This window comes from Sporosarcina sp. FSL K6-5500 (genome assembly GCF_038005665.1).
GTDB classification, from domain to species: Bacteria; Bacillota; Bacilli; order Bacillales_A; family Planococcaceae; genus Sporosarcina; species Sporosarcina psychrophila.
Window position 1 is genome coordinate 4261208 of sequence record NZ_JBBOTP010000001.1, and the last position, 25634, is coordinate 4286841.

A 25634-nucleotide genomic window follows, 5' to 3' on the forward strand; every position below is an offset into this window, starting at 1 on the left:
GGAGGGATTGAATTGCATCCCTCCTGTGCACGACAAAGAACGTCGTTTCGCCGGTCTATCTTATGCCTGTCGCGTCTAAACAGGTCGCTTTCGCTTTTCTTTATTAGCGTCTTGAAAGTACGCTTTTTTCGTTTTGTAGGAAAGTGCTTCTTGTATTAGCAACACGTGCAATACGCTCTTCCGCCATGCGGTCAGCTGCAACATACGTTGGGATATTATCACGTTTTGAGATTGCGAAAATTTTCCCGATTACGTCATAGATTCCTTCTACGCGTTTAAGTGCACGTTCACGGTTATAACCATCAAGCTCATCTGCAACGTTGATAACGCCGCCCGAGTTGATAACGTAGTCAGGTGCGTAAACAATACCCATTTCATGGATTAAATCGCCGTGACGCGTTTCTTTCAATTGATTGTTAGCAGATCCTGCAATAACTTTTGCTTTCAATTGTGGAATCGTCTCATCGTTTATGATTGCACCTAGTGCACATGGTGCGAAGATATCTGCTTCTTGAGAGTAAATTTCATTGATGCCGACTGCTGTTGCACCGAATGCATCAACTGCACGCTGAACTGCTTCTTCGTTGATATCCGTGATGATTAGTTTTGCACCTTCTTCGTGCAAATACTCACAAAGTGCATAAGCAACGTTTCCGACACCTTGTACCGCTACTGTTTTGCCCGCTAGCGAGTCGTCTCCAAATGCTTCTTTTGCTGCTGCCTTCATACCGTAATAAATACCATAAGCAGTAACAGGCGAAGGATTACCAGATGAACCCGCTCCAGCAGAAGTACCTGTAACATAATCTGTTTCAAGATTAATTAAGTCCATATCCGCTTCAGTTGTTCCTACATCTTCTGCAGTGATATAACGACCGTTCAATCCTTCAATATAACGACCGAAAGCACGGAACATTTCATCGTTTTTGTCTGTTTTTGGATTCCCTATAATAACTGTTTTTCCGCCACCAAGATTCAATCCAGCAGCCGCGTTTTTGTAAGTCATACCGCGCGCAAGGCGAAGTGCGTCTTCAATTGCTTCTTCTTCACTTGCATACGTCCACATACGTGTTCCACCAAGCGCCGGGCCGAGTGTCGTATCATGAATAGCGATGATCGCTTTTAGTCCTGAAGCTTTATCCTGACAAATAACAAGTTGTTCATAATCCTGATGTTCCATATATTTGAAAATTTCCATTGTAAATTCCTCCTAAGGGTATCGTTCATTTTTATTTTTAAGAAACTAAAAATCTCGTACTGTGGATAATTTATTCAATAGAGTGTTCACGTCTAGACTCCAGCGCCTAGAGACTCGGGTCATAAGTTGGTCAAGCTGTGCGGCAAAGAACGCCGCTTCGCCAGCCCGTCTTATGTCTGTCGCCTCTGAACAGGCGCTTACGCTTTTGTTTTTTACTTTATCGAAAGAATTGCTAGTGCTAGTGAGTAAAGTTTACTTTCGGCACTGTCCGCCCTTGATGTAAGGACGATTGGTGCTTTGGCGCCTTGGATAATCGCACCGACTTTCGCGTTGGCGAAGTACATAAGTGATTTGTAGAGAATATTGCCTGCTTCGATATTCGGAACGACAAGAATATCGGCTTTACCAGCTGTTTCCCCTGTAATTCCTTTTTGCGCAGCAGCCTTCTCTGATACTGCATTATCAAGGGCAAGTGGACCGTCAACAATGCAACCAGTGATTTGACCACGTCGATTCATTACTACTAGCGACGCGGCATCTGTCGTTGGTGTCATTGCCGGATTCACCGTTTCGACAGCAGCCAAGGGAGCGACGATTGGTTCAAGCACACCACACGCATGCGCAGTAGCAACTGCATTACGAATGATTTGTGCTTTTGCTTCTAGGTCAGGTGCGATGTTCATTGCCGCGTCCGTCACGAAAAGTAAACGGTCATAACCGGCAACTTCGAACGCTGCGACATGCGACAGTATTTTCCCTGTGCGTAAACCATAGTCGCCATTCAACACCGCCTTAAGGATGGTAGATGTTGCTAAGTTCCCTTTCATCAGGACATGTGCTTGTCCACTTGAAACCGCTTTCACTGAGAGTGCAGCTGCGTAGCTATCGTCTTCAGCATGATGGATACTAATTTTTTCATTATCTAGTAACCAAGGGAAATTTGTTTGAATCATCTCGCTGATACGACTTTCATCAGCGAAAAGCATGAATGAAGCAATGCCTTTTTCACTAGCAATACTAACCGCTTCAAGCACTTCTCGATCTGCTGCAGATGCGACAGCAACAACCGGACCGTTCTTCGATGCGGCCAGACTGATGAGTGAGTCAAGTGTAACCATTGTCTCTCCTCCTTTGACTACATGACGATTAAATGAGGCTGAATTTCTCAAGTTTATAATAAAGTGAGCGCAGTGAAATACCAAGCCTATTGGCTGTTAATGATTTGTTACCAGTATTTTCACGGAGAGCCGTTTCAAGTATGGTTTTTTCGTATTCATCCATAATCGAAGTAAGTGTGCTTTTTTCAGGAAGAATCTGTTCCTCTTCCTTGTTTTCCCTAGATGATAGGGATTTAACCACATCTATCAATTCGATAACGGCATCTCCCGACTCCATGTAAATCATGGCGCGGCTAAGTACATTTTCAAGTTCACGTACATTTCCTGGCCAGTCATATTGCTTAAGACGCTCTTGCGCTTCATCGGTAATTTTCTCAATATTCATCCCGAATTCCTGATTTAACCTTACTAGTAGGTGCCCAATAATGGATGGAATATCTTTTTTCCGAGATCGTAGCGGCGCAATTTGGATTGAGAGTCGGTTTAACACATAATAAAGTTCTTCAATAAACGCTCCTTCGTGCATTGCCTTTTCTAAGTTTTTCGTAGACGCTGCAATGACACGAACGGACAAATGAACGGGATAGGTCCCCCCATTTTTGAAGATTGTTCCGCTTTTTAAATAGTTAAGCAGCCTCGCCTGAACCACAAGCGGCAAGTCAGCCACTTCGTCAAGGAATAACGTTCCCTGTGCAGACTCTTGAAAAAGGCCTTGAGTGCTACCATTCCCACTTTGAGAAACCTCAGATTCTTGTCCAAATAGCTCCGCTTCCAATTTAGATGAATGCATTGCCGAACAATTCACACGGATAAACTTATTAAACCGTCGTTCGGAGCCACTGTGAATGGCATGCGCAAACAATTCTTTCCCAGTTCCCGCTTCTCCTCGAAGAAGGACTGGAATGTCAGATTTGGCAGCTAACTTGGCCTGCTCGATTGAAATTTCAATATCAGACGAACCGCCGAAGATATCATCGAATGTATAGGTTGATTCAAGTTTCCTAATAATTGTCCGTGCCTGGTCAAGTTCTTTCATCAAGTTGCGCATTTCAGTGATGTCATGAATGACACCAACACTACCCTTCACTTGGTGATCGACAATGATTGGTGCAACATTGACAATTACTTCCCTGTTATTTTCACCTATACGCATATTGACGCCACGAACCGGCTTTCTCGACTTAAGTACTCTCATATGAATACTTTCACCTTCGTTGATGTCCGCATTCGCGGGCTTACCTATTATTTCATCTTCAGTAAGGCCCGTAATCCGTGTATAGGCTGGATTGACAAGGATACCATTCCCCTTATCATCAACGACTGAGATGGCATCGTCACTCGAATGTATGATTGCTTCCAGCATTGTCTTCACTTTTTTCAAATCTGTGATTTCCTCCGCTAGCGCAACTACTTCCGTAATATCTTTAAACACCGCGAATGCACCGACTTTTTTCCCGGCGGAATCAAAGAGTGGATAACGAGAAGTAACTATTTTCAAGCCATTTCCAAGAATCTGTTCCTCATTCAATTCCGCCACGCCTGAATCGAATACCCTTGGAAGCTCTGTCGTCGGAATTACATCCGTAATCATCCGACCAAAAGCCTCTTCAATTGGGAAACCAATCATCTTAGAGGCACTTTTATTGAAGAAATCAACAGTTCCTTCTTCGTCGATTCCAACCATGCCCTCTTCAATTGAATCAAAGATCATTCGCTGCTTATGCATTTCTATATGAATGCGCTTAATGTATGTATCGTTCTCCTCAAGCAGCCTTACAAGGAGATTTGCGACGGAACCAGGTATAAGTACGGTATGGGCAGGCCTCGCTTTTAATAGCTCAGCGAATACAGACTTGTCACCGGTCACATCGAAAATAATATGCAAATCGTCGGTCAGGTAACTTGTCCAATCCATCCCATATGCGATGCCCTGTTTTTTTGCACGTATTATTCCCGGTGCATGTTCATCAGTATCAATGATTGCGTTTACATTCATGAATTCTAAATTTTGGAGAAGGTCCAGTATTATCGATCCGCCTGTCCCCGCCCCGACAATGAGAACGTTTTGCAAGGATGTTCATTCTCCTTTTTTGAACCATGCAATCTTTTGCAATTACAATTTCATCATACATGAAAGCGCTGTTCTTGACAATCAAATTAGAGTAGGTAAAATTAGATTCGGTAAGGAGTTGTCGTATATGGCACGTCTAGCAGCATTTATGGTCTTGCTAATCCCCGGACTTTTTGCGGCCGGCGGTATAAAATTAATGCGAGATTCGATATTTGGCGTATTATTTAACCCATTTCCGTTCATTTGGCTTCAATTCGTTGTAGGCTTATTATTGTTCGCGGGAGGTCTATGGTTTTTTGCGGGCTTTTTATTACGTCGCGATCGACGAAAAGGACGCGTGCAAGAACGGTTTAAACAAAAGTAACAGTGTATATCGTAACTAAGAGCAATCGTCTACAATCTATTTGAGCGAATTGCAAAAGGACCAAGACTGAACAGTCTTGGTCCTTTTGCTTATTTATTGAATCGATTTGGATAATCCGTTATCCAGCCATCTATATAAGGAGGCGGATTAAGAGTGATTGGTTCTGTTCCAGTCATTCCATAAACCCGAATCTTTTTCCCGGTTTGAAGGAGATTGGTCAAAAAGGGCTCTTTCAACAACCGTTTGTGAAAATGGAATCCATCTGCACATGAATACTGTTTAAGATTAGTCCAATCTACGCTTTTCTTTCCAATAAGAAAGGCTGTTTCCATTCGTTCGCTTTCCTCTTTGACCACTTCAAGTAAGCGATAATCAAATGAGGAAATATGAACATTGCCCATAACAGAAACAATATCAACAATCATTTTGATCAATTCAGGGCGATCCGAAACCGTTTCTTTCAATTCAACATTAAGTGCTAAATCATGCATTTCGCAAAATGACACCGCTTCTATCAATGTCGGAATGCTATGACCACAGAATAAACGTCTATATCTTCTTCCAACTCGAATTCTCATGAGCTCTGTACTTGTCATGGATGAAATCATTTTCCGAATGCCAGCAAGCCTAGATAATCCTGGATCGTGGATGACAAACGGCACTCCATCTTCTGTCAATTGGACATCTAGCTCGATGCCGCCAGCACCTTGATCGACAGCCTTCTCAAATGCTTTCATTGTATTTTCAAAGCAGATGCCAGAAGCGCCTCGATGTGCAAAAACTGTAGGATTAGACATTTAGGACGCCATCTACGATTTCAAAAATGCCTTTTGCACCTACATGAAGCGTAGACGATTTCAATCCAATTTGAATGATTGTACCTGGATAAGCTTCTCTTGTCACTTCAATTTGAGCGGGAACTGCTTGCTTAATTTTACGCAACCCAAGTTGAATTTCTTTATCTAGTTCAACTATGGCATCTCTATTCGATTCAATCGTTTCCAACATTTTTTCAAAGGCTTCTGCCTGTGGCCCCTTCAGAAGACTTCCACTATTCCTAAATGGGAGAGCGTGTTGCTCAAGCTTTTCGATGATTCCTTGGCGTTCTTTCAAACTTTTAGCCATTTCTTGAATTTCCATATACATTACTTCCTTGTCAATCCCTTTTGCACTAAGGATTGTCTTCCGTTCATGACTGTTACCCGCAAATGCACATTCAATTTTATAAAGTGCCTCAATTTTCCCGCCAATAATTTTACCTTTGTTTTTATCAATAAATACAGATTCTGCGATAACTTCTGCGCCGAGTAAATATAAACCGACATGTACTTCTTTTCCATACAGTTTGCAATTGTTCGCGTGTTTAACAAAAATATTACCTCGCGCTTCGACAATCGTCAATCCACCGCCGAAAATCCCACCTTTTATGTAGATGTCTCCCTCAGATGACTGTATCTCCTTCGCATTTATGATACCTTCATTACCTTCTACAGAAATATCTCCAGTCGCATTTACTGAAAATCCTGCAATGACTGTTCCTAATACAACAACTGATCCGTCAAATTTAATCGAGCCAGTTTCAGGTCCTACATCCCCGCTGACAATTAACTGCTTCCCTACACTAATGATACCGTCAATGCTTTCCAAAGCCCCACCGTGTGACGCCCTCAGAACTACTTTGTCCGCTTCTTGTTCATCAGTCACTGATTTCCTGTCAAAGTAAAGTTTCACATCATCCCCTCGCCGTGCAGGAAGATCGTTACCTAAAACATCCTTACCATCAATGCCCTCTTGTGCCGATGTTTTCTCGCCAAGCCAATCACCTTGCTTGATAGGCGTAACGAAATTCATTTCAAAATAATCAGCAGAACCGTCTTCACGGATCATCGGCCTTCTTTCAGGTATTTCTATATATGATACGACTGCATCTTTACCTTTTTGTGGCTTTCTCCCTACAGCTGCGATAATCGATTCACCCGGTTTAAACGGCTCATCTTGCAAAGTTGTTCTGCCGTAAATCACTCCGGCATCATCAAGCACTTTATCAGCCTGATTTAGGATTGATTGTCTATTTTCTTCAAATTCCTTGGTTGACACGTTTATGTAAAGTTGAGCAATCATTTTATCAGCAGCAATAGCTATTTCTATAGTTGGAATCCAATTGCCTATTATATGTTCTGCCTCTAGTTCAGTAAGCGCTTTCCTTAATATCGGGAATGAACTGATTTTTAATCGTGGATGTTCACGCGTAATTGAATCGAATGATTTAAGTGGAAAACCATTCTTCTTAGTGCGCAAGATCACTTTTTCCTCTTGTACTAAAAGATCGAAAAACTCATTTTGAACTAACACTGCCGCTTCATCCTTTCCCTCTTATCCATTATATAACATCCTCAACCTATTTGTCAGATTAATTAATCTCTAGTTTAAAAAAGCCTACCACACGAAAATAGATTCGGAGAGTAGGCGTAGCTATTACCATAACTAGGTGTTTTTCAATCAGCTAGCCATATGCTCAAGTTGGAATTAATAGGCTTTTCATGCTCTCACTGACAACGATATATTAATTTATGAATGCAGGTGCATCGTCATTTTCAACCTTAGTTTATCACTCGATTAAGCAAATAGGAACCCACCTATGGGATAATTTCTCATGAGTTGTTATATCTTCTCCTATGGCTCTTCTCTGTTTATAATTTAGTACCAAAGTAAATAGGTTGTTTTTCCACTATTTTTTCAGTCCATATAAAAACAGAGATTCAATTCTTATTTTTAAACATTTAGTTAGCCCAAATGTACTTATATTATGAGTTTCATTTTTTCTATCACTTTCGTTAAAGTAGAAATTGAGGTCAATGTGTCAATTTCTACTTTTTCTAAGGAATGGTTTGCCCCTAGAATTAGCTCAATGTAAAAAGTGGTTTTCTTTTTTTATTTATTCAACTTGCTCTAAGTTATAATGAGGGTCTTTGTCACAAATAACTAGCAAGCCTTGGTGATTACTTCTTAATATATCTTTATATAACATTTTTGTAATCTATAACATCACTATATCCGATTATTCTATTAAGCTGCCTTATAATTGAACTGTTATATCCTCACTATTGATATGTCCCTGTACAAAGGACCTGTTACTTTGTCCAAGTTCTAGCACGCCAGAATACGTTGTTTTTGCCAATCTCTTACACTTGGAACACAAACCTCTTTCCGACTGCTTCCACTAATTCACGAAAAATCATCTCGGTTAGAAGTTTTCGCCCTTTACTGGATCGTTTACCTTTTCCTACCTTTAAGAATCCTGGAGCCAGGTGACTCGATGTCACGGCAGTTCATGATAGCTATCAACCGCAAGTATCGAAAACCGTTTAGAGTCGTCAGAACAGCGTCGTAATGCCTGTAAACGTAAAAATCGACCTGTCCGCATTTACGCCGATAGGTCAATTTTCGATTCCGCAGAAATATGTGCTACACTACGGGCACGTACGGTTCGGTAATTTGTTGCAAAGATTACGTAAATTTCATAGGAATGATGACCGGTTTAATAATAATAAAAGTGCCAATTCACTGTTTCAAATAACATAAAACGCTTTCATAGCAACGATTAGCTCGCCATATGCTCAAGACGAATTTTATCTGCGATCATCGCGATGAACTCAGAATTCGTGGGTTTGCTTTTCAAATGGTGCACAGTGTAGCCAAACATTTTGGAAATGACATCGTAATTTCCACGGTTCCATGCGACTTCGATTGCGTGGCGAATTGCACGCTCTACACGGGATGCTGTCGTATTGTATTTTTTTGCGATCTCCGGATAAAGTACTTTCGTCACTGAACCAAGCAAATCGACGTCCGTATAAACCATTTGAATCGCTTCACGAATGAACGCATAGCCTTTAATATGAGCGGGTACACCAATCTCTTTAATAATTGCTGTAATTGTAGTATCTAGCACTTTTTGGCTTACTGTTCCTGGCGCATACTCTCCGCTAGCTTGGGCTATCGGAACTATCGGTTTTCTTGTTCCTGCTACTTGGAATATCTGGTTTGCAAGTCGGTCGAATTCAAACGGTTTAAGCATGAAATAGGAAGCTCCCAGACTCGCCGCTTGTGTCATAACATCTTCCTGCCCAAATGCCGTCAACATAATTATATGAACATCGGCAGTTTGTGCATTTCCACTCAACGTTTCCAAAACCGCAATTCCATCAAGATGTGGCATGATGATATCAAGTAATAAGACATCTGGCTTTTTTTCTTCCAACATCGACAGACATACTTTTCCGTTATGCGCCGTCCAAATGACTTCGATTTCAGGATGTCTTTCAAAATATGTCATCATAGTCCTCACTAGTTCCTTGTTATCGTCAGCAATCGCGACTTTCAGTTTATCCATTCCCATTTCCCCCTTGTACGTTTATGACGACTTCTTTCCCTAAACATTAGCAACATTCTCTTAACTACACAAGGGAAATTTCGACGAATAGTGGAGTAACCCTCTTTTATTTAGCAAAAATGAAACTTCTGACATATGGTTTCCCTAAACTTCGACTAATTCTATTCTTTTCTCAACGTTTGTCGAATCGTTCTCGCTAAGCTTAACACGACAGGACAAAAGGGCCAACTCATTATACGAGTTGGCCCTTTTATTAGTTTTCCCCGCTACGCATTTTCTCCAAAAATAGGGCTGCACCTTTTTTAGGATCATCGACAAACATATGCGTTACCGCGCCTGCAAATTGCCCGTTTTGGATAACGGGACTTCCACTCATCCCTTGTAAAATTCCTCCGGTTGCTTTGAGCAATTCGGGATCTGTTAAAACGAAATGGAACTGGTCTTGTTCTACTTCTATAATTCGAATTGAAAAGGATTCAACTTTTGTCCCTTTAATCGTTGTGTAAATTTCAGCAGCGCCTTCTTTTACTTCTGCTGGCTGCATAATCGTTAAAGGTTCGGTTAACACTTCCTTATAGTCGCTGTTCCACGACCCGAAGATGCCATAAAGACCGTTTATTCGAATCGTCCCTAAAAAATCATCATCATCGACAATCGTTGAAATTTTATAACCTGGAATTCCGGGCACGCTTTTTTTAATTTGATCGATTTCTGAAAGATAAATCGCTCCTGTTTTAAACGAAGGTGGTGATTTCAGTGCACTGTCGATGATCTGATGACCGAGCGCTCCGTATGTCCCTTTGTCCGGATCGACATACGTCAAGGTACCTGTCCCTTCTGTTCGATCTTTCAGGAATGGAAGGAGACGTTTCATCGCTTCGCCATCTGCTAGGATTTGACTGCTTTCCTCGTTTCTGATGACGTGCAATACGATTTCTTTTTTGTCTCGCATTGAGGATGATACTTTTTCGTACTCATGAAGGGTACTGACTGCTACATCGTCTAATTGTCCGATTAGATCACCTGCCTTCAACCAGTTATCTTTACTGATCATGACATCATTTGTGATGTAGACTCCCGACAAATCCATTTTAATACCAATCGATTGTCCCATCGGTATCAGCGTTCCATCTTTAGCAAATGCTGCATTTGTAGTGAATGGCATGACAAGTAAAAGCACAGAAAACGAAACGGCCAACTTAAACTGTCTACTCCATCCCATATTTCACCTCCCTTAATAAGATACTGTTGGTATGTCCGTTCAGGGGAATGTTATGAAAGGGTAAATAAAGCAAAAGTGGAACGTACATTAATTTCATTGCATTTTGTAACCGATGAGTAAAAAAATAAAAAAACGTGCATAATGTAGTATGCACGTTAAGTGATTATCTAAACGATTTCTTACGTTCTGCGGCCAATTTCAACAACTCTTCCGCATGCTTTAATGTTAATGGCGTAGTTTCAGCTCCAGACAACATCCTGGACAATTCTTCAGTCCTGTCTGATTCGATGACATCATGAATTTCCGTCATCGTCCTATCACTTATTACATTTTTTTTAATGAGGTAATGGTGATCCGCCATTGCGGCGACTTGCGGTAAATGAGAAATACAAAGCACCTGAGAATCTGTTGCAATTATTGCTATTTTTTCCGCAATTGCTTGTGCAACTCTTCCGCTTACACCCGTATCCACTTCGTCAAAAATAAGTGAAGTAACTCCTTGATGTTTAGAGAATATTGTCTTTATCGCTAACATTATACGGGAAATTTCACCGCCCGACGCTACTTTTACAAGTGGTTTCAACGGTTCCCCAACGTTTGTCGAGATCAAGAAGTTCACATCGTCATATCCATTTGAATCGAAAGTACCTGCTGCTTTTCGAGTAATTTCCACTTTAAAAGAAGCTTTTCCCATATGAAGTTGCTCCAGTTGTTCCATAATTGCATTTTCTAATTGGATAGACGAATTTTGGCGGATAATTGATAACTCTTCTGCTTCGATTTCAAGATCTTGGAGAAGTTGCGCAAGTTTTTCCTGCTCGGCAAAAAGACGTTCATCCCTACTTACTAAGTTTTCAAGTTCCTCTGTGATTTTATCACGATACAAAAGAATGTCTTCAATCGTTTTGCCATACTTCCTTTTCAAGGAGATGTGGAGTGCTAGGCGCTCTTCAACTACTTCGAGTCTTGCAGGATCAAATTCCATATCATCAAGTATACTTTTGAGCTCGTGTGCAGTATCTTGTAAGGCATAGAAACTTGTTGCAATCGTTTCAGCATGCAGTTTCAAGCTTTTATCGACCGACGCTGCATCCTCCATATCACTCATCGCAGAACCGACCCAGTCAAGCGCATGTGTATCTCCACTGATTGACACATATGCGGTATTCAATCGCTCAAATAAGCGATTGAAGTTTTGAAGCTTTTGTTTTTCTGCTTCGAGTTGGTCCTCTTCACCAATAACGAGTCCAGCTGCATTAATCTCTTTTAGCTGGAATGAATACAAATCGATACGTTGTGCAACTTGTTGCTCATTATCGTCTGCCTTCTCAAGCTTCCGTTTCAGTTTTCGATAGCTTTCATACAGCTCGAAATAGTTTTCATAGGCATGCTCTAGTTTTTCACCCGCAAAATGATCGAGTAAATGAATATGACTTCTTTCATGCATTAATTCCTGATTTTCGTGTTGACCATGTATGTCAATCAACTGTGAACCAATTTCTCTCAAAATTGCGATCGTCACAAGCTTTCCATTGACACGGCAAACCGTTTTCCCATTTGAATTCAAATCGCGCCGCAATATAACGACGCCATCCTGTGCATCAATACCAAATTCAGCTAATTGTGCAATAATAGGATGCGATTCTTCTTCAATAGTGAAAAGCCCTTCCAGTTCGGCTTTTGTTGCTCCATGACGGATAAATTCCTGTGATCCTCTTCCACCCGCAAGTAGTTGGACAGCATCGATAATAATAGATTTTCCCGCGCCTGTTTCTCCAGTTAATACGGTTAGGCCTTCATCAAATGTTATTTCAAGGTTTTCAATGATTGCAAAGTTTTTTATGGAGATTTCACGTAACAATTGCTTTCACCTCTTTCAGAGCATCGCCAACAGTTTTTCTTTCACTACTCCTGTCAGTGATTCATCACGACAAATAATCAAACTCGTATCATCGCCACAAATCGTTCCAAGAATTTCATCCCATCCGAGATGATCCATTAAAGAACCGACAGCTTGTGCATTGCCAGGAAGCGTTTTCAAAACAATAAAATGACCTGCTGCATCAATACTGACAAATGCATCAGTTAGCATTCGGTGAAGTTTTTGTTCTGTATTGTACTTATGTACGGGTGGCAAACTGTATTTATAGCTACCATCAGACAAAGGGACCTTAATAAGATGCATTTCTTTTATATCACGTGAAACGGTCGCTTGTGTTACGTCCACTCCCGCTGCTTTTAGGCTATCTACGAGCTGATCTTGTGTTTCTATTTCAAAATTCGAGATAATATCACGAATACGAATTTGCCTATGCCCTTTATTCATACTAATCACTCCCATACCATAATAATATCTTACTTCATACTGTACCACCCATTATTTCATCCAACAAGAATAGCACGCAAATTAATGCGTGCTATTGCAGTTCCTTGTACGCTTCTTCGACAAGATTGTCGAATGAACCATCGTCAAATGATGTCAAAGCATGATCTTCCGAAGTCAGGTGGAATAGAAACTCAATATTCCCTTCCCCGCCAGTGACAGGAGAATATGAAATTCCGCGAAGACTGAAACCTTCTTGTATAGATGCATCAGCGATTTTTCTTAAAACTTCAAGATGAATGGATTTTTCCCGGACAACACCTTTTTTCCCTACTTTTCCTTTTCCAGCCTCAAATTGAGGCTTTACAAGGACCATGACGTCGCCACCGTCTGCAAGAATGCGTTTTAAAGCAGGTAGGATAAGCGTCAATGAGATGAAGGATACGTCTATTGTTGCAAATTGAGGTATGCCCTCGGTGAAAAGTTCTGGTGTAGCGTGTCTAAAGTTTGTTCTTTCCATTACAGTTACGCGCGGATCCTGACGTATTTTCCATGCCAGCTGATTGTACCCAACATCAAGCGCGTAGCAATGTGACGCGCCATTTTGAAGGGCACAATCTGTGAAACCGCCCGTTGACGACCCGATATCCAACACAATTTTGCCGTTAACGTCAGCATCAAACTGCTCAAGCGCTTTTTCGAGCTTCAGGCCACCCCGACTGACATACTTCAGTTTCGAACCTTTGACTACAAGAGGTGCATCCGCAAAAATTTTTTCGCCTGGTTTATCGAGCCTTGTTTCAGCGGTAAAGATGATGCCCGCCATAATGGAGCGCTTTGCTTGTTCCCTTGTTTCAAAGAGACCACGCGCGACCAGAAGGACATCTACCCGCTCTTTCGGTATACGATTTGTCATACTTGTTCCCTTTCCACTGCTTGCATTTTAATAAATGATTCCATATTCTCAACTAGATGACCTGCAGTCATACCGATTTCTGCAAGTAGTTCGTCAACATTCCCATGTTCAATGAACTGATCTGGAATGCCCATCCGTCTAATTGGGGCAACGTTCTGAAGTGTGTCATGTGCATATTCAAGTACAGCACTGCCGAAACCGCCAGCGAGAACCGCCTCTTCAACTGTTATAATCGGCATTCCTGTTGCAAAAATTGTATCTAACATTGCCGTATCAAGTGGCTTGATGAATCTTGCATTTATGACTTTTACATGAATCCCTTTAGCAAATAATATGTTGGCGGCTTCCAATGCCATCGGAATTGTTGTTCCAAATGTCAAGATGACGCCATCATGGCCTTCACGTAGTACTTCCCATGAGCCAATCGGGATTGGACGTAATGTTTCATCCATAGTTACACCGAGTCCATTTCCTCTTGGATAACGCATTACTATAGGTCCTTCATCATAATCTATAGCCGTTTTCACCATATGCTGACCTTCGTTTTCATCTTTCGGCATCATAATAACCAGATTCGGCATATGCCTTAAGAATGCAATATCGAAGACGCCCTGATGCGTTTCACCGTCTGCGCCAACCAGCCCAGCACGGTCAATACCGATAAAGACGTTTAGGTTTTGTCTAGAGATATCATGTAGCATCTGATCGTAAGCTCGTTGCATAAATGTCGAATAAATTGCTAAGAACGGTTTCATCCCTTGCGTCGCAAGACCTGCTGCCATCGTCGTTGCATGCTGTTCAGCAATACCGACATCAAAGAATCGATCCGGGAATTCCGCTGCAAATGATTCTAATTTCGAACCGACAGGCATTGCCGGCGTTATTGCGACGATACGTCTATCAACTCGAGCAAGTTTTTGAACCGTACCTGCAACAAGTCCACTCCATGAAGGTGCCACTGAAGAAGATTTGACGAAATCACCTGTCTCGATTTTATAAGGTCCTGTGCCATGCCATGTACCGATTTTATCGTCTTCGGCCGGGCTATATCCCTTGCCTTTTTTCGTAATAACATGAAGCAAGACAGGTCCATCCATTTTCTTGGCGTATTGAATATTGCGTTCAAGATCATTGAAATCATGCCCGTCGATTGGTCCAAGATATGTGAAGCCAAGTTCTTCGAAAAAGACACCCGAAACGAGAAGATATTTCAAACTATCTTTCACACGCTCCGCAGCAGCAGCAAGTTTACCGCCAACCGCCGGAATTTTTTTCAATATATATTCAAGTTCATCTTTTGCACTATTATATTTACCGGCAGTTCTTAACTTTCCAAGGACTGCATGAAGCGCACCGACATTTGGAGCAATTGACATCTCATTGTCATTCAAAATGACAATCATGTTGGTTTTTGCATGACCGATATGATTAAGTGCTTCAAGTGCCATACCACCTGTTAGCGCACCGTCTCCGATGACCGGTATTACATAGTTCGAATCTCCCTTGACATCTCGTGCAGCCGCCATTCCCATAGCCGCCGAAAGAGAGGTAGAACTGTGACCTGTTTCCCAGACGTCATGATCGCTTTCAATCATTTTGGGGAATCCGCATAAGCCTTTGAATTGCCTAAGCGTATCGAAATCACCAGCACGACCTGTTAAAATTTTATGGACATATGCCTGGTGGCCGACATCCCAAATGATTTTATCATCAGGACTATCAAAATGACGATGCAAAGCAATTGTCAATTCAACTACTCCAAGATTAGGCCCTATATGACCACCAGTAACTGATAACTTTCCAATAAGAAATTTCCGAATTTCTTCTGCTAATTCCACCATCTGATCCCTATTGAGTTTTTTAATAAAAGATGGATTAGTAATTTCTGTGAGTTCCATCATTATCACACACCTTCACATATTAATTGCCACGGATAATTCTGAACTGCATACATTATATCAATAAGGACGATCAGCACAACAATTTAGTTCGCTTTACGACTCTCGTTCGACGATATAATCCGCGAATAACCCTAGAAGCGGATGCTCCGCTTCCAAAAAAGCAAGAGATTCTCTTGCGGATTGGTGATGTTCTGCCAGACGTGCCATTGCACCCTCTAGACCAAGCAGTGATGGGTACGTGGACTTCTCACTTAACGCATCGCTTCCTGCAGTCTTTCCAAGTTCTTCAGTCGTAGACGTGATATCTAAAATATCGTCCTGTATTTGAAATGCGAGTCCAATATGGTAAGCAAAGTCTTTCAACTTTGCAGACTTTTCTTCATCTAAACCGGCTAATATGGCACCAGCACCAATACAAAATGACAATAAAGCCCCTGTTTTATTTACATGTATTGTTTCAAGCTCCGATAAAGACACGCTTTTTGTCTCGCCTTCAATATCAAGCATTTGTCCGCCGACCATTCCTGTCGCTCCAGAAGCGTCCGATAGTAAACGGATGATTCGAATAGTGTCTTGTGCGGATGTATCTGATAAGTGAGTTAAACTTCCAAATGCCAGCGTCTGTAGAGCATCTCCTGCAAGTACAGCAACCCCTTCCCCATACACGATATGGTTCGTCGGTTTACCGCGCCTAAAATTATCATCATCCATACATGGCAAATCATCGTGAATGAGGGAATACGTGTGCAGCAATTCAGCAGCACAAGCTACCGTCAAAGCATCTTTAGATTCCACGCCAAGATCTTCGAGCGTGGCTAGAACGAGGAGAGGTCGGATCCTTTTTCCACCGGCATTGATTGAATAGGCCATCGAGGATTTCAATGTTTCAGATACATTCGTAGCCGCAAGCAAGCTATTCAATTTGGCATCGATAATAGGTAATTTTTTTGTGATAAATTGTTGTAATTCCTTATGCATTCGACTCAGAACCTTTCGCCGGATCAAATTCTGCCTTATTGCCATCTTTGTCGATAATGGAAATGAGCTGTTTTTCAGCATCCTGTAATTTCCCGTGGCAATAAGCGGATAGTTCCATCCCTTTTTTGTAAAGTGTAATTGCATCCTCAAGTGGTACGTCGCCTGTTTCAAGCTTTTGGACAACTTCCTCTAAGTTAAGCATCGCTTCTTCAAAGCGGATTGGCTCTTTTCCCAATTAAATTTCCTCCCCTTCATGCAATGTAATCTTTTGGACCATCGCTTCTACGGTTCCATCTTGCAAGCGTATTTGAATGTTTCCACCAACCTCAAGCGATTTGGTAGAATTAGCAACTTCGTTGTTCTGATAAACAATCGAATAGCCGCGCTCCATAATAGTAAGTGGGTTAAGTGCCTTTAGCATACGAACAGATGCATGGAAACGATCACTTTGTATGCGAACGTCTTGATGAACTCCCCTAGTCAAACGTTCCGTGAGTGCCACTATATTCTTGTGACCTTCTTTGATTCGCTGTTCAGGTGAGAAAGTGGACAGCATACTATTTAACCTTTGGTATTGGGATAGCCGGTGGCCTGTAATATCTTGTCCGCTTCGTAAGAGTCTGCCCTCAAGTCCAATCAATCTATCAGTGAACGGACGATAAAGACGCTCGGGAAATTGAAGTGGATAGGATGTTTGTAAGCTTATAAGATGTTTGCGTTCATTTTTTATCTGATTGGAAAGTGAATTATAAATAGCACGTTTCCGGTCCAATAGCCTTTCAAACAACTCGTCACGTGCAGGAACGGCCATTTCAGCTGCAGCTGTCGGAGTAGGTGCCCTTCTGTCCGAGACAAAATCGGCAATTGTCGTGTCGGTTTCATGCCCGACAGCGCTGATAACCGGAAGTCGGCAAGAAAAGATTGCTCGTGCTACCGACTCTTCATTGAACGCCCACAGGTCTTCTATAGAACCCCCGCCGCGTCCAACGATGAGAACATCGATGGAACCATATGTATCTGCCTGTTCAATTGATTTGACAATGGAAGGTGCTGCTTGCGGTCCCTGAACAATCGCAGGAAACAAAATGATTTCTGCAAGTGGATAACGTCTTTCAATTGTTGAACAGATATCTTGAATTGCGGCACCTGATTGCGCCGTAACTACACCGATTTTAGTTGGAAACAAAGGTAGCGGTCTTTTCCAACGCGCATCGAACAATCCTTCTTTCCCCAGACTCTCTTTCAATTGTTCAAACGCGAGATAAAGCGCACCGATACCATCAGGTTGCATTGATTGGACATATAATTGATAGTTTCCGCTCGTTTCAAAAACTGTTACATCGCCTGTAATCAGTACGTTCATGCCATTTTCAGGCTTGAATTTAAGACTTGATGCGCTAGAACGGAACATCGCTGACTGGATCCTACTTTTTTCATCTTTCAAGGTGAAGTATATATGTCCGCTCGGATGACTTTTAACGTTCGACAGTTCCCCTTTAACAAATACATTACGTAAATGGGGATCTGCATCGAACTTCCGTTTAATGTATTTCGTTAATGCTTGTACAGACAAGTGTGGGTGTCCGGCCAACAGTCCCGCCTCCCGTTTCTTGACGTATAGAAACGCTGTCTTTTCAATGAAAAACAGCGTCCGTCCGGTTTTTTATAGTTGTTGTGAACATCTTCCCTCTGCAGAAGCCTGTTCTGCACTATGAAGTGTGTTTTTCAGTAACATCGTAATTGTCATCGGACCTACCCCACCTGGAACCGGTGTAATAGCTGAAGCTTTCGTTTTTGCCGATTCGAAATCGACGTCTCCGCATAATTTACCATTTTCATCGCGGTTCATACCAACATCTATAACGACAGCACCTTCTTTAATGTGCTCATCTGTGATGAACTTTGTCTTGCCTATTGCGACAATGAGAATATCAGCCTGTTTCGTAAATGAAGCTAAATCCTTGGTTTTAGAATGACAGTATGTGACTGTCGCATCGCGCTGTAAAAGCAATTGACCCATCGGTTTTCCGACAATGTTACTGCGTCCAACGATAACAGCATGCTTACCGCTGATTTCAGTATCTGTTCGTTCGAGGAGTTTGATGATACCGTATGGCGTGCATGATAGAAATGCTTTTTGACCAATAATCATTTTCCCAACATTTTCAGGATGGAATCCATCTACATCTTTTGTCGGGTCAATTGCACTGATGACTAGGTTTTCGTCAATATGGTCGGGTAACGGAAGCTGAACCAGAATACCATGAATTGAATCATCATTATTCAGCCGTGTGACATGATCGAGTAACTCCTTTTCGGATACTGTGACTGGAAGTTCAATCAGTTCCGATTTCATGCCCACTTCCGAACTTGATTTCTGCTTGTTCCTAACATATGTACGGGAAGCCTGATTCTCACCAACCAGAACGACCGCAAGCCCCGGCTGACAACCGTGCTCTTTCAAAGCAGTTACTCTTTCCTTGATTTCGTCTCTGATCTCTTGCCCGATTACTTTTCCATCAATCAGTTTTCCAGTCATCATGATACCTCCAAATGGTTTCAATTATTTTTCTTCAAACTTGGATAGTACACCGTTCACAAAACGGCCTGATTTTTCATCGCCGAATATTTTACATAGCTCGATTGCCTCATTCAAGACTACTCTATGTGGTACTTCCTCATTGAACAGCAATTCATAAACTGCGATTCTCAAAACAGTCCGCTCAATTTTCGGAAGTCGGTCCAATGACCAGTGTTCCAGTTTTCCTGTGAGGACCTCATCTATTGCTTCTTTATTTTGCACAGTTCCCCGTACAAGCTGTTCATAAAAACGATTTGCTGGTTCTTCAACAATGTAGTTAATTGCTTCATCTACACTCAATTCTGTATTATCAAGTTGAAAAAGGGTTTGTACTGCTTTTTCACGTGCTTCTCTTCGTTTCATCTTCTTATTCTCCTCCACTACCATATCTCTAGGGCATTATCATAGCATAAACAGGTTGCCGGATACAGTAAGACAAGTTGAAAAGCATCATCCGGCTGGACGATGCTTTTCAGATCATTCCGTTTCCGCTCCAGCCTCAAACTGGATCCCTGTAATATGGACATTGACTTCTTTCGTTTCAAGGGAAGTCATGTGGAAAATTGCATGACGAATTTGCTTTTGGATATCCACGGCAATGGCAGGTACAGAATAGCCGTATTCGACAACGCAATATACGTCAATCGTCAGACCCTCTTCAGACCATTCCGTTTTGACCCCTTTCCCATGGTTCACTTTACCGAACTTTTCCGCAACTCCAGTGGCAAAGTTTCCTCTTGTATTCGCGACGCCTTTTACTTCCGTCGTCGCAATTCCGATAATCACTTCAAGAACTTCGGGAGCAAGCTGGACACGTCCGAGCTCACCATCCCCCGCCGGAGCCATCCCGACGAATGTTGGAATTGTTTTATCAGTCATTCCAAGTCCCCTCCCTTTCAGTTCATAATCGTGTATCTTTCAAGAAATTTCGTATCGAAATCTCCTGATTTGAAGACTTCATTATCCATAAGCTTCAAGTGGAACGGGATAGTTGTTTCGACACCCTCAATGATAAATTCATCAAGTGCACGTTTCATCTTAGCTACCGCTTCTTCCCTTGTATCTGCATGAACAATTAGTTTCGCAACCATCGAATCGTAAAACGGCGGGATTGAATAGCCCGTATACATGGCAGAATCTACCCGAACACCAAAGCCGCCTGGAGGCATGTACATAGTTACTTTCCCCGGTGAAGGCATAAAGTTTTTCGACGGATTTTCTGCGTTGATGCGGCATTCGATTGACCAACCATTGATTTTAATATCTTCTTGGCGATAGGCAAGTTTTTCACCTGACGCAATTTTCAGTTGCTGTTGAACCAAATCAATTCCTGTAATCATCTCTGTAATCGTGTGTTCTACTTGGATTCGCGTATTCATTTCCATGAAGTAGAATTTTTGATTGATATGATCGAAAATGAATTCAACTGTTCCAGCACCCTCGTAATTGACAGCTTCTGCCGCTTTGACCGCCGCGTCGCCTACTGCTAATCTCAGTTCAGGTGTCAGAGCCGGAGATGGCCCTTCTTCAACAAGCTTTTGCATTCTGCGCTGAATCGAACAATCACGTTCTCCTAAATGAATTGTATTACCATATTTATCAGCAAGTATTTGAACTTCGATATGGCGGAACACTTCAATAAACTTCTCAATGTAGACGCCAGGATTGCCGAATGCAGCAGCAGCCTCTTTTTGAGTGATTTTGATCCCATTGATTAACTCTTCAGCATCCCTTGCAACACGAATTCCTTTACCGCCGCCGCCTGCTGTAGCTTTGATGATAACTGGGAAACCGATTTCTTCAGCGATTCGGAGACCATCTTGTTCATCAGCAACGATTCCAGTAGAACCTGGAACAATTGGAACACCTGCTTCTCGCATTGTTTCACGTGCTACGTCTTTCGTACCCATCCGTGAAATATTGTCCGCAGTAGGTCCAATAAATTCAATGTTAACCTCTTCACATAGTTCGGCGAAACTCGCATTTTCCGCTAGGAAACCATATCCCGGATGAATTCCATCGCAACCAGTTAGTTTTGCAACACTGATGATATTTGAAAAATTTAGGTAGCTGTCTTTAGATAATTTTGGACCGACGCAATAAGCTTCATCTGCTAATTCGACATGAAGAGCTTCCTGATCAGCTTCTGAATAAACCGCGACTGTTTTCATACCAAGTTCTTTACAAGCCCTGATAATACGTACGGCAATTTCACCGCGATTAGCTATTAAAACCTTCTTCATTTTTCATTCCTCCTTAATTAGCTCTTACAAGGAAGAGAGGTTGTCCGTATTCAACGAGCTGACCGTCTTTTACGAGAATCTCAACGATTTCCCCTGAAACTTCCGCTTCAATTTCATTGAATAGCTTCATTGCTTCTACGATGCACACGATAGCTTCCGATTTCACGCTATCACCTTTTTGTACATAAGCTGGTACATCAGGGGACGATGCTGAATAGAATGTTCCAACCATCGGTGATGTAATTTTGTGCAGCGATGGATCTTCCACTTGTACTTCAACAACGGGTACAACTGGTGTTACCTGTTGAGGAGCAATTACTTCTTCTGTTCTCTGAACTTGCTCAGCAGACACTCCCTGTTGAACAGATTGTTCTTGTTCGACAACTGTTGTAGCTACTGCAGCTTGTGGCGCACTACCTTTTTTTAATACGAGTTTTGCACCATCTGATTCATAAGTGAATTTTTCAATTGAAGATTGATCAATTAGTTTAATAATTTCACGGATTTCTTGAATTTTTAGCATGATCGATTCTCCTGACTCCATTATAATTATGTTCTTTAACTATTTTAGCTGTTTTCGTCCCATATTGAAATAGATAATGGTTATTTACATTAAAGTTTGCTGTTAAAGAACAAAAGCATATGCGTATGTTTAGCCCAGATATGTAGGAGGGATGAAGTTCAGTCTCAGCCGGAAGGTCTGTAGGCAATGGCCTAAAGTGACAGAGGAAGGCAGTTTAATTCCGCGACATCCTGTTGCAATAGCTGCATGACCCACGTCGTGTGGGCCAAGGGATAGGCGCTGGAGTCTAGACGTAAAATCTCTACGTTACAACTTCTAGACAGTATGATATTTTATTATCTCCTATATAATAAAAAAAAGACCCTATTTAGGGCCTTCATTTTCCATATTCATTCCATGTCACCAGTAAAAGTAATATTCACTGCTTTTGCGTCTTTCCAGCTCGTCATGACGTAATGAGTAATCTCTTCCGCCATTTTAGATGAATGGCCTTCGTTGGAAAGGACAGTAATTTTTACTGCACCGTCTTCATTGTAGACAAATGCTTCAGGATATCCCATTGCTTTAATTTGTAATTCCATTAGCGCCTCAGCCGATTCGCGTTTAGTCAGCTGACCCATCTCTTCGTACACCTTGTTTTTTTCTTCGGCTGTATCAGACGTTAATATTTTAGACAACAATTGCTCCCCAATTTTGCTTCGTTCATCACGGATCTGCATTCGCATTTCTTCGAACACAACTGCTTCTGCGAAGACTGGTTGTGTTTTTTCTGCATCATTCGAATTTTCGACCAGTTGTACAGCGCTTTCTGAGTCTTTAAAAATGTTGATCCCATCGAACGGCATTGGTGATTTTTCCTTGATGTAATAGATGGAAATGACTGCAACTAGACTGAGCAATGTTAAAAACCATACTGTTCTTTTATTCGTTCTCATTAGTGTTCCCCCTATTATTCATTTTAGCGATGACAATTCGATGTTCGGGCAGCTGGAGGACGGTTGACAGGATCTTCGATAGTTCGTTTTGAATTTTGAAGTCTTCCGCACCTTCCGCAACGACAAGAACGCCTTGTAGCTCACTTCCCTTTTTAGCCGATGCAGTGGACGTTGAAAAGTAATCGGTTAGCTGATTAGTAGACTCCCTATTTTCATAATGGAAATATAACGAAATTTCCCCGATCCCTTCAATTTTCATCAGCGCCTCTTGTAGTGCTGCAAATTCCCCGCTCTCCTCCCTCTTTCCCTTCTCCCCCCCGATGACCCCAAGACTAGAATTGATGAAAATGATGACCAGGAGAACAATCGTCCCGAGGAGGATCGTATGGGTTTTCCTTGTTGGTTTGTGCATATTATCACCATTTCCACTCATTGTGCCGCTTGTACGACCTGTCATCAATGAATCATTTTATGCAGTTTCATAGAAGGCTATGACCAAAAATCTTGAAGAATGATTGAATCATCCAAATGCCCATAGCGAGTTTAACAATTGGCAGGAAATTTTCTTCTGTTTCATTTGGAAATAACAACAGAATTGTTGAAGCCAAAAGGGTGATAAGAAGAACACCTATTAAAAAAGACTCCATTCCACGCCTCATTTCATCGTAGTAATCAACTTCACAAGGATTATTGAAAAAAGTGCAGTATAGATAAACGCAAAAGCTATTAAAAAAGAAACAGCACATAACACAAATAACGTTCTACCAATATCGTCCAAAATTCCAGTGATATCTTCATTCGCAAATGGTTCAATGAGTGCTGCGGTCCATCTGTAGAAAAACGCGGTAAGGAGTGTTTTAAACGATGGAATGAGTGCAACAGTCCAAATTGCCGATATAAGCCAACCTCCAGCGAAAACACTCGCCCCCGACGAATAGCGACCCATCGTTCCCAAGCTTTCGGTCATAAATGAACCAATAAGGGGGACGTTTTGACGTATCAGCTCTTTAATAGGTTCGCTCGCTAGCCCAGTGAGCGCCCAAGTCATCGTGCCCCCCACGGTTATAAAAATGGAGTAAGCTGCAACGACGGCCGAAACCGTTCCCAGAAGGGTCGTCCGAATTAAATCTGCCATTTTAGTAAACGGAACGGCCGGTAGTATCCTAGATACAAGATCTAAGATAAGTGCAGCTGTTAAAAGTGGTATTAGTACTTTCTCCGTGAGGACAATTGCACCATTTGCAAATAACAGCATTGCAGGCTGAAAGTTCAGCATACTGAATGCTCCACCCGCAGCAACCATGCTGGCAGTCAATATCGGATAAATAGAAATGAACATCATCGATATCGAGTTTGCAATATCACGAATGAGAGTTAGATGTTCAAATGCGGGTTGCAATACAACCGTTACAACAATAAATATCAAAATCATCCTCGTCCATTTTGCAAACGATGGGAACAAAAAATCTACCAACAATGCCATAAAAGTTGCAATGATGATAATGACAAAGCTTGACAATACGGTTCCGAGTATCGATTCTATAAAAGAAATCATGGATGCCCCGCCTGTTCATTTTGTAATGAGTTTTGAAAGGATTTCGATTAATGCGGACGTCTGCTGCATCCACAAAGTCAGTATGACAATTTTTACAGCGAAATGAGCTACTGCGGCAAGTGAGCCGTATCCTGCCTCTTCGATATGTTTTGCGATGAGCTCAGAGACATAAAACAGAATGGCACTGCCGATTAATAATTTCGCAAATGGATCTGGTAATGGTTCAAACAAAGCGACAAAATATTTCCCGAACGGAAAGACGATTGTATTAAGCAGGTGGAAGAGAAAATAGAAAAAAATAGATGCATACAAAATTGGCTGCAATTTAGGTACAGTAAATGAAATGAGGAGGAGAATAAGGAAGACAACAATTAACTGAATTAAGGTTAACATCAGACTGACATCGACAACCACTGGAAAAACTCCGTGATTTCAGTGAAAAAAATCTTCAGGAAGCGGAGCATTTCAGCAGTGATATAGATATAAGCGATGAAAAAAAGAAAAAAGGAAAACTCTTTCCTGCCAGTTTGTTCGAAAAAGATATGCAGAAAACCGATGACTAATCCGATACCGGCAACGCGTAGCAAATCATTTAGTTCCATCCGGTATTCCCCCCATTGCACTATCCTATGTGCAGGGGAACTGTCATATGCAAAAAAACACCTTGCATCCGATTTGGAATGCAAGGTGTTTTTTGAGTTTCATAAAGTAAACTGGCAAAAAGAACGATTCTTCCTTATGCGCGAGAAACGTATTCAGATTCCACTGTGTTGATGATAAGTTTATCTCCGATGTTAACGAAGAATGGCACTTGTACAACAACGCCAGTTTCCATTTTAGCTGGTTTAGAACCACCGCTCGCTGTATCGCCTTTAATACCCGGCTCAGTTTCTGCAACTTCAAGAACAACTGTTACAGGTAGTTCAACACCAAGTACTTCATCTTTAAACAAGATAACATGAACTTCCATATTTTCTTTTAGGAACTTCAATTCGTCTTCAATCTGCTTCTCTGGAAGTTCAATTTGTTCGTACGATTCGTTATCCATAAAGACATGCTCGTCTCCATTTGCATACAAATATTGCATGCGGCGGTTATCAATTTGTGCTTTCGCAACTTTTTCTCCAGCACGGAACGTTTTTTCATTGACGTTGCCTGAACGTAAGTTGCGCAGTTTCGAACGAACGAACGCCGCGCCTTTACCTGGTTTAACGTGTTGGAAATCCATTACGCGCCAAATATCCCCGTCAAATTCGATTGTTAATCCTGTTTTAAAGTCGTTTACTGAAATCAAGATGATTCCTCCAATTGAT

At 41.7% G+C, this 25634-nt stretch carries 27 protein-coding genes; 1 reads left to right on the plus strand and 26 read right to left on the minus strand.

The window, feature by feature from the left end:
• Positions 1-103: 103 nt before the first annotated feature.
• From MKX62_RS20355 to MKX62_RS20365, 3 genes are all read right to left on the minus strand, one after another.
• A complete protein-coding gene (locus MKX62_RS20355; protein WP_067209859.1) occupies positions 104-1198 on the minus strand; it encodes a Leu/Phe/Val dehydrogenase in 1095 nt (364 codons plus the stop codon).
• A gap of 212 nt (positions 1199-1410) precedes the next feature.
• Positions 1411-2316: a phosphate butyryltransferase gene (gene yqiS, locus MKX62_RS20360; RefSeq protein ID WP_338656478.1), complete on the minus strand. Its 906-nt coding sequence runs from the start codon at positions 2314-2316 to the stop codon at positions 1411-1413.
• 28 nt (positions 2317-2344) lie between these two features.
• Positions 2345-4387: a sigma 54-interacting transcriptional regulator gene (locus MKX62_RS20365; protein ID WP_338656477.1), complete on the minus strand. Its 2043-nt coding sequence runs from the start codon at positions 4385-4387 to the stop codon at positions 2345-2347.
• Positions 4388-4514: 127 nt separating this feature from the next.
• On the opposite strand from MKX62_RS20365, the gene MKX62_RS20370 reads away from it, so the two are divergent.
• Positions 4515-4751: a DUF2627 domain-containing protein gene (locus tag MKX62_RS20370; protein ID WP_067209866.1), complete on the plus strand. Its 237-nt coding sequence runs from the start codon at positions 4515-4517 to the stop codon at positions 4749-4751.
• 89 nt (positions 4752-4840) lie between these two features.
• Here the strand turns inward: MKX62_RS20370 and MKX62_RS20375 are convergent, their stop codons facing one another.
• From MKX62_RS20375 to efp, 23 genes are all read right to left on the minus strand, one after another.
• Positions 4841-5548 (minus strand): glycerophosphodiester phosphodiesterase, encoded by a 708-nt coding sequence (locus tag MKX62_RS20375; RefSeq protein ID WP_187044993.1) that lies wholly within the window; start codon positions 5546-5548, stop codon positions 4841-4843.
• On the minus strand, positions 5541-7103 hold the full coding sequence (locus MKX62_RS20380) for a DUF342 domain-containing protein (protein WP_187044994.1): 1563 nt from the start codon (positions 7101-7103) through the stop codon (positions 5541-5543). The genes MKX62_RS20375 and MKX62_RS20380 overlap by 8 nt, the downstream gene beginning before the upstream one ends.
• 1249 nt (positions 7104-8352) lie before the next feature.
• Positions 8353-9144: a sporulation transcription factor Spo0A gene (gene spo0A, locus MKX62_RS20385; protein ID WP_067209873.1), complete on the minus strand. Its 792-nt coding sequence runs from the start codon at positions 9142-9144 to the stop codon at positions 8353-8355.
• Positions 9145-9397: 253 nt separating this feature from the next.
• Positions 9398-10366, minus strand: a complete 969-nt coding sequence (locus MKX62_RS20390) for a SpoIVB peptidase S55 domain-containing protein (protein ID WP_067209875.1) — start codon at positions 10364-10366, stop codon at positions 9398-9400.
• Between the two features lie 163 nt (positions 10367-10529).
• Positions 10530-12227, minus strand: a complete 1698-nt coding sequence (recN, locus tag MKX62_RS20395) for a DNA repair protein RecN (protein WP_067209878.1) — start codon at positions 12225-12227, stop codon at positions 10530-10532.
• 15 nt (positions 12228-12242) lie between these two features.
• Entirely contained in the window at positions 12243-12692 is a 450-nt protein-coding gene (gene ahrC / locus MKX62_RS20400) for a transcriptional regulator AhrC/ArgR (RefSeq protein WP_067209880.1), read from the minus strand.
• Positions 12693-12783: 91 nt separating this feature from the next.
• Positions 12784-13605: a TlyA family RNA methyltransferase gene (locus MKX62_RS20405; protein ID WP_340742174.1), complete on the minus strand. Its 822-nt coding sequence runs from the start codon at positions 13603-13605 to the stop codon at positions 12784-12786.
• Positions 13602-15503, minus strand: coding sequence for a 1-deoxy-D-xylulose-5-phosphate synthase (dxs, locus tag MKX62_RS20410; RefSeq protein WP_067213960.1), 1902 nt, complete (start codon positions 15501-15503; stop codon positions 13602-13604). Before dxs ends, MKX62_RS20405 begins: the two co-directional genes overlap by 4 nt.
• Before the next feature lie 96 nt (positions 15504-15599).
• Positions 15600-16484 carry a polyprenyl synthetase family protein gene (locus MKX62_RS20415; protein ID WP_187044995.1) on the minus strand — a complete coding sequence of 295 codons (885 nt, stop codon included), beginning with the start codon at positions 16482-16484 and terminating at the stop codon, positions 15600-15602.
• Positions 16477-16719: an exodeoxyribonuclease VII small subunit gene (locus tag MKX62_RS20420; protein WP_082786596.1), complete on the minus strand. Its 243-nt coding sequence runs from the start codon at positions 16717-16719 to the stop codon at positions 16477-16479. Before MKX62_RS20420 ends, MKX62_RS20415 begins: the two co-directional genes overlap by 8 nt.
• Positions 16720-18075, minus strand: coding sequence for an exodeoxyribonuclease VII large subunit (gene xseA, locus MKX62_RS20425; RefSeq protein ID WP_187044996.1), 1356 nt, complete (start codon positions 18073-18075; stop codon positions 16720-16722). It abuts the gene before it with no gap.
• A 72-nt stretch (positions 18076-18147) separates the two neighbouring features.
• A complete protein-coding gene (gene folD, locus MKX62_RS20430; protein ID WP_067209889.1) occupies positions 18148-19023 on the minus strand; it encodes a bifunctional methylenetetrahydrofolate dehydrogenase/methenyltetrahydrofolate cyclohydrolase FolD in 876 nt (291 codons plus the stop codon).
• 24 nt (positions 19024-19047) lie between these two features.
• The gene (gene nusB, locus MKX62_RS20435) at positions 19048-19428 is read right to left on the minus strand and encodes a transcription antitermination factor NusB (protein ID WP_067209891.1); all 381 of its coding nucleotides are present in this window, start codon (positions 19426-19428) and stop codon (positions 19048-19050) included.
• A gap of 114 nt (positions 19429-19542) precedes the next feature.
• Entirely contained in the window at positions 19543-19944 is a 402-nt protein-coding gene (locus tag MKX62_RS20440; protein WP_067209894.1) for an Asp23/Gls24 family envelope stress response protein, read from the minus strand.
• A 17-nt stretch (positions 19945-19961) separates the two neighbouring features.
• Positions 19962-21308: an acetyl-CoA carboxylase biotin carboxylase subunit gene (gene accC, locus MKX62_RS20445; protein ID WP_340742175.1), complete on the minus strand. Its 1347-nt coding sequence runs from the start codon at positions 21306-21308 to the stop codon at positions 19962-19964.
• A gap of 13 nt (positions 21309-21321) precedes the next feature.
• Positions 21322-21831 (minus strand): acetyl-CoA carboxylase biotin carboxyl carrier protein, encoded by a 510-nt coding sequence (gene accB, locus MKX62_RS20450; protein ID WP_340742176.1) that lies wholly within the window; start codon positions 21829-21831, stop codon positions 21322-21324.
• Positions 21832-22220: 389 nt separating this feature from the next.
• Positions 22221-22766 carry a SpoIIIAH-like family protein gene (locus MKX62_RS20455; protein ID WP_067209902.1) on the minus strand — a complete coding sequence of 182 codons (546 nt, stop codon included), beginning with the start codon at positions 22764-22766 and terminating at the stop codon, positions 22221-22223.
• Positions 22753-23223, minus strand: coding sequence for a hypothetical protein (locus MKX62_RS20460; protein ID WP_187044998.1), 471 nt, complete (start codon positions 23221-23223; stop codon positions 22753-22755). The genes MKX62_RS20455 and MKX62_RS20460 overlap by 14 nt, the downstream gene beginning before the upstream one ends.
• A 22-nt stretch (positions 23224-23245) precedes the next feature.
• Positions 23246-23413 (minus strand): hypothetical protein, encoded by a 168-nt coding sequence (locus MKX62_RS20465; protein WP_156476043.1) that lies wholly within the window; start codon positions 23411-23413, stop codon positions 23246-23248.
• A gap of 8 nt (positions 23414-23421) precedes the next feature.
• Entirely contained in the window at positions 23422-24321 is a 900-nt protein-coding gene (locus MKX62_RS20470) for a stage III sporulation protein AE (RefSeq protein ID WP_340742177.1), read from the minus strand.
• A 15-nt stretch (positions 24322-24336) separates the two neighbouring features.
• Complete coding sequence (locus MKX62_RS20475) at positions 24337-24735, minus strand: SpoIIIAC/SpoIIIAD family protein (RefSeq protein ID WP_156476044.1); 399 nt, start codon at positions 24733-24735, stop codon at positions 24337-24339.
• Positions 24714-24923, minus strand: a complete 210-nt coding sequence (locus MKX62_RS20480) for a SpoIIIAC/SpoIIIAD family protein (protein ID WP_067209912.1) — start codon at positions 24921-24923, stop codon at positions 24714-24716. Before MKX62_RS20480 ends, MKX62_RS20475 begins: the two co-directional genes overlap by 22 nt.
• A gap of 134 nt (positions 24924-25057) precedes the next feature.
• Positions 25058-25615, minus strand: a complete 558-nt coding sequence (gene efp / locus MKX62_RS20485) for an elongation factor P (protein ID WP_067209913.1) — start codon at positions 25613-25615, stop codon at positions 25058-25060.
• Positions 25616-25634: the final 19 nt, after the last annotated feature.

Bases quoted from the DNA above. Each gene is read 5' to 3' on its own strand.
- MKX62_RS20370 (WP_067209866.1), top strand. From the start codon at position 4,515: ATGGCACGTCTAGCAGCATTTATGGTCTTGCTAATCCCCGGACTTTTT.
- ahrC (WP_067209880.1), bottom strand. From the start codon at position 12,692: ATGAATAAAGGGCATAGGCAAATTCGTATTCGTGATATTATCTCGAAT.
- folD (WP_067209889.1), bottom strand. From the start codon at position 19,023: ATGACTGGAAAACTGATTGATGGAAAAGTAATCGGGCAAGAGATCAGA.
- MKX62_RS20440 (WP_067209894.1), bottom strand. From the start codon at position 19,944: ATGACTGATAAAACAATTCCAACATTCGTCGGGATGGCTCCGGCGGGG.
- MKX62_RS20455 (WP_067209902.1), bottom strand. From the start codon at position 22,766: ATGAGAACGAATAAAAGAACAGTATGGTTTTTAACATTGCTCAGTCTA.
- MKX62_RS20470 (WP_340742177.1), bottom strand. From the start codon at position 24,321: ATGATTTCTTTTATAGAATCGATACTCGGAACCGTATTGTCAAGCTTT.
- MKX62_RS20405 (WP_340742174.1), bottom strand. From the start codon at position 13,605: ATGACAAATCGTATACCGAAAGAGCGGGTAGATGTCCTTCTGGTCGCG.
- MKX62_RS20415 (WP_187044995.1), bottom strand. From the start codon at position 16,484: ATGCATAAGGAATTACAACAATTTATCACAAAAAAATTACCTATTATC.
- dxs (WP_067213960.1), bottom strand. From the start codon at position 15,503: ATGGAACTCACAGAAATTACTAATCCATCTTTTATTAAAAAACTCAAT.
- MKX62_RS20460 (WP_187044998.1), bottom strand. From the start codon at position 23,223: ATGACAGGTCGTACAAGCGGCACAATGAGTGGAAATGGTGATAATATG.
- nusB (WP_067209891.1), bottom strand. From the start codon at position 19,428: ATGAAACGAAGAGAAGCACGTGAAAAAGCAGTACAAACCCTTTTTCAA.
- MKX62_RS20355 (WP_067209859.1), bottom strand. From the start codon at position 1,198: ATGGAAATTTTCAAATATATGGAACATCAGGATTATGAACAACTTGTT.
- MKX62_RS20465 (WP_156476043.1), bottom strand. From the start codon at position 23,413: ATGGAGTCTTTTTTAATAGGTGTTCTTCTTATCACCCTTTTGGCTTCA.
- accB (WP_340742176.1), bottom strand. From the start codon at position 21,831: ATGCTAAAAATTCAAGAAATCCGTGAAATTATTAAACTAATTGATCAA.
- MKX62_RS20390 (WP_067209875.1), bottom strand. From the start codon at position 10,366: ATGGGATGGAGTAGACAGTTTAAGTTGGCCGTTTCGTTTTCTGTGCTT.
- spo0A (WP_067209873.1), bottom strand. From the start codon at position 9,144: ATGGATAAACTGAAAGTCGCGATTGCTGACGATAACAAGGAACTAGTG.
- MKX62_RS20375 (WP_187044993.1), bottom strand. From the start codon at position 5,548: ATGTCTAATCCTACAGTTTTTGCACATCGAGGCGCTTCTGGCATCTGC.
- MKX62_RS20480 (WP_067209912.1), bottom strand. From the start codon at position 24,923: ATGGAACTAAATGATTTGCTACGCGTTGCCGGTATCGGATTAGTCATC.
- yqiS (WP_338656478.1), bottom strand. From the start codon at position 2,316: ATGGTTACACTTGACTCACTCATCAGTCTGGCCGCATCGAAGAACGGT.
- accC (WP_340742175.1), bottom strand. From the start codon at position 21,308: ATGAAGAAGGTTTTAATAGCTAATCGCGGTGAAATTGCCGTACGTATT.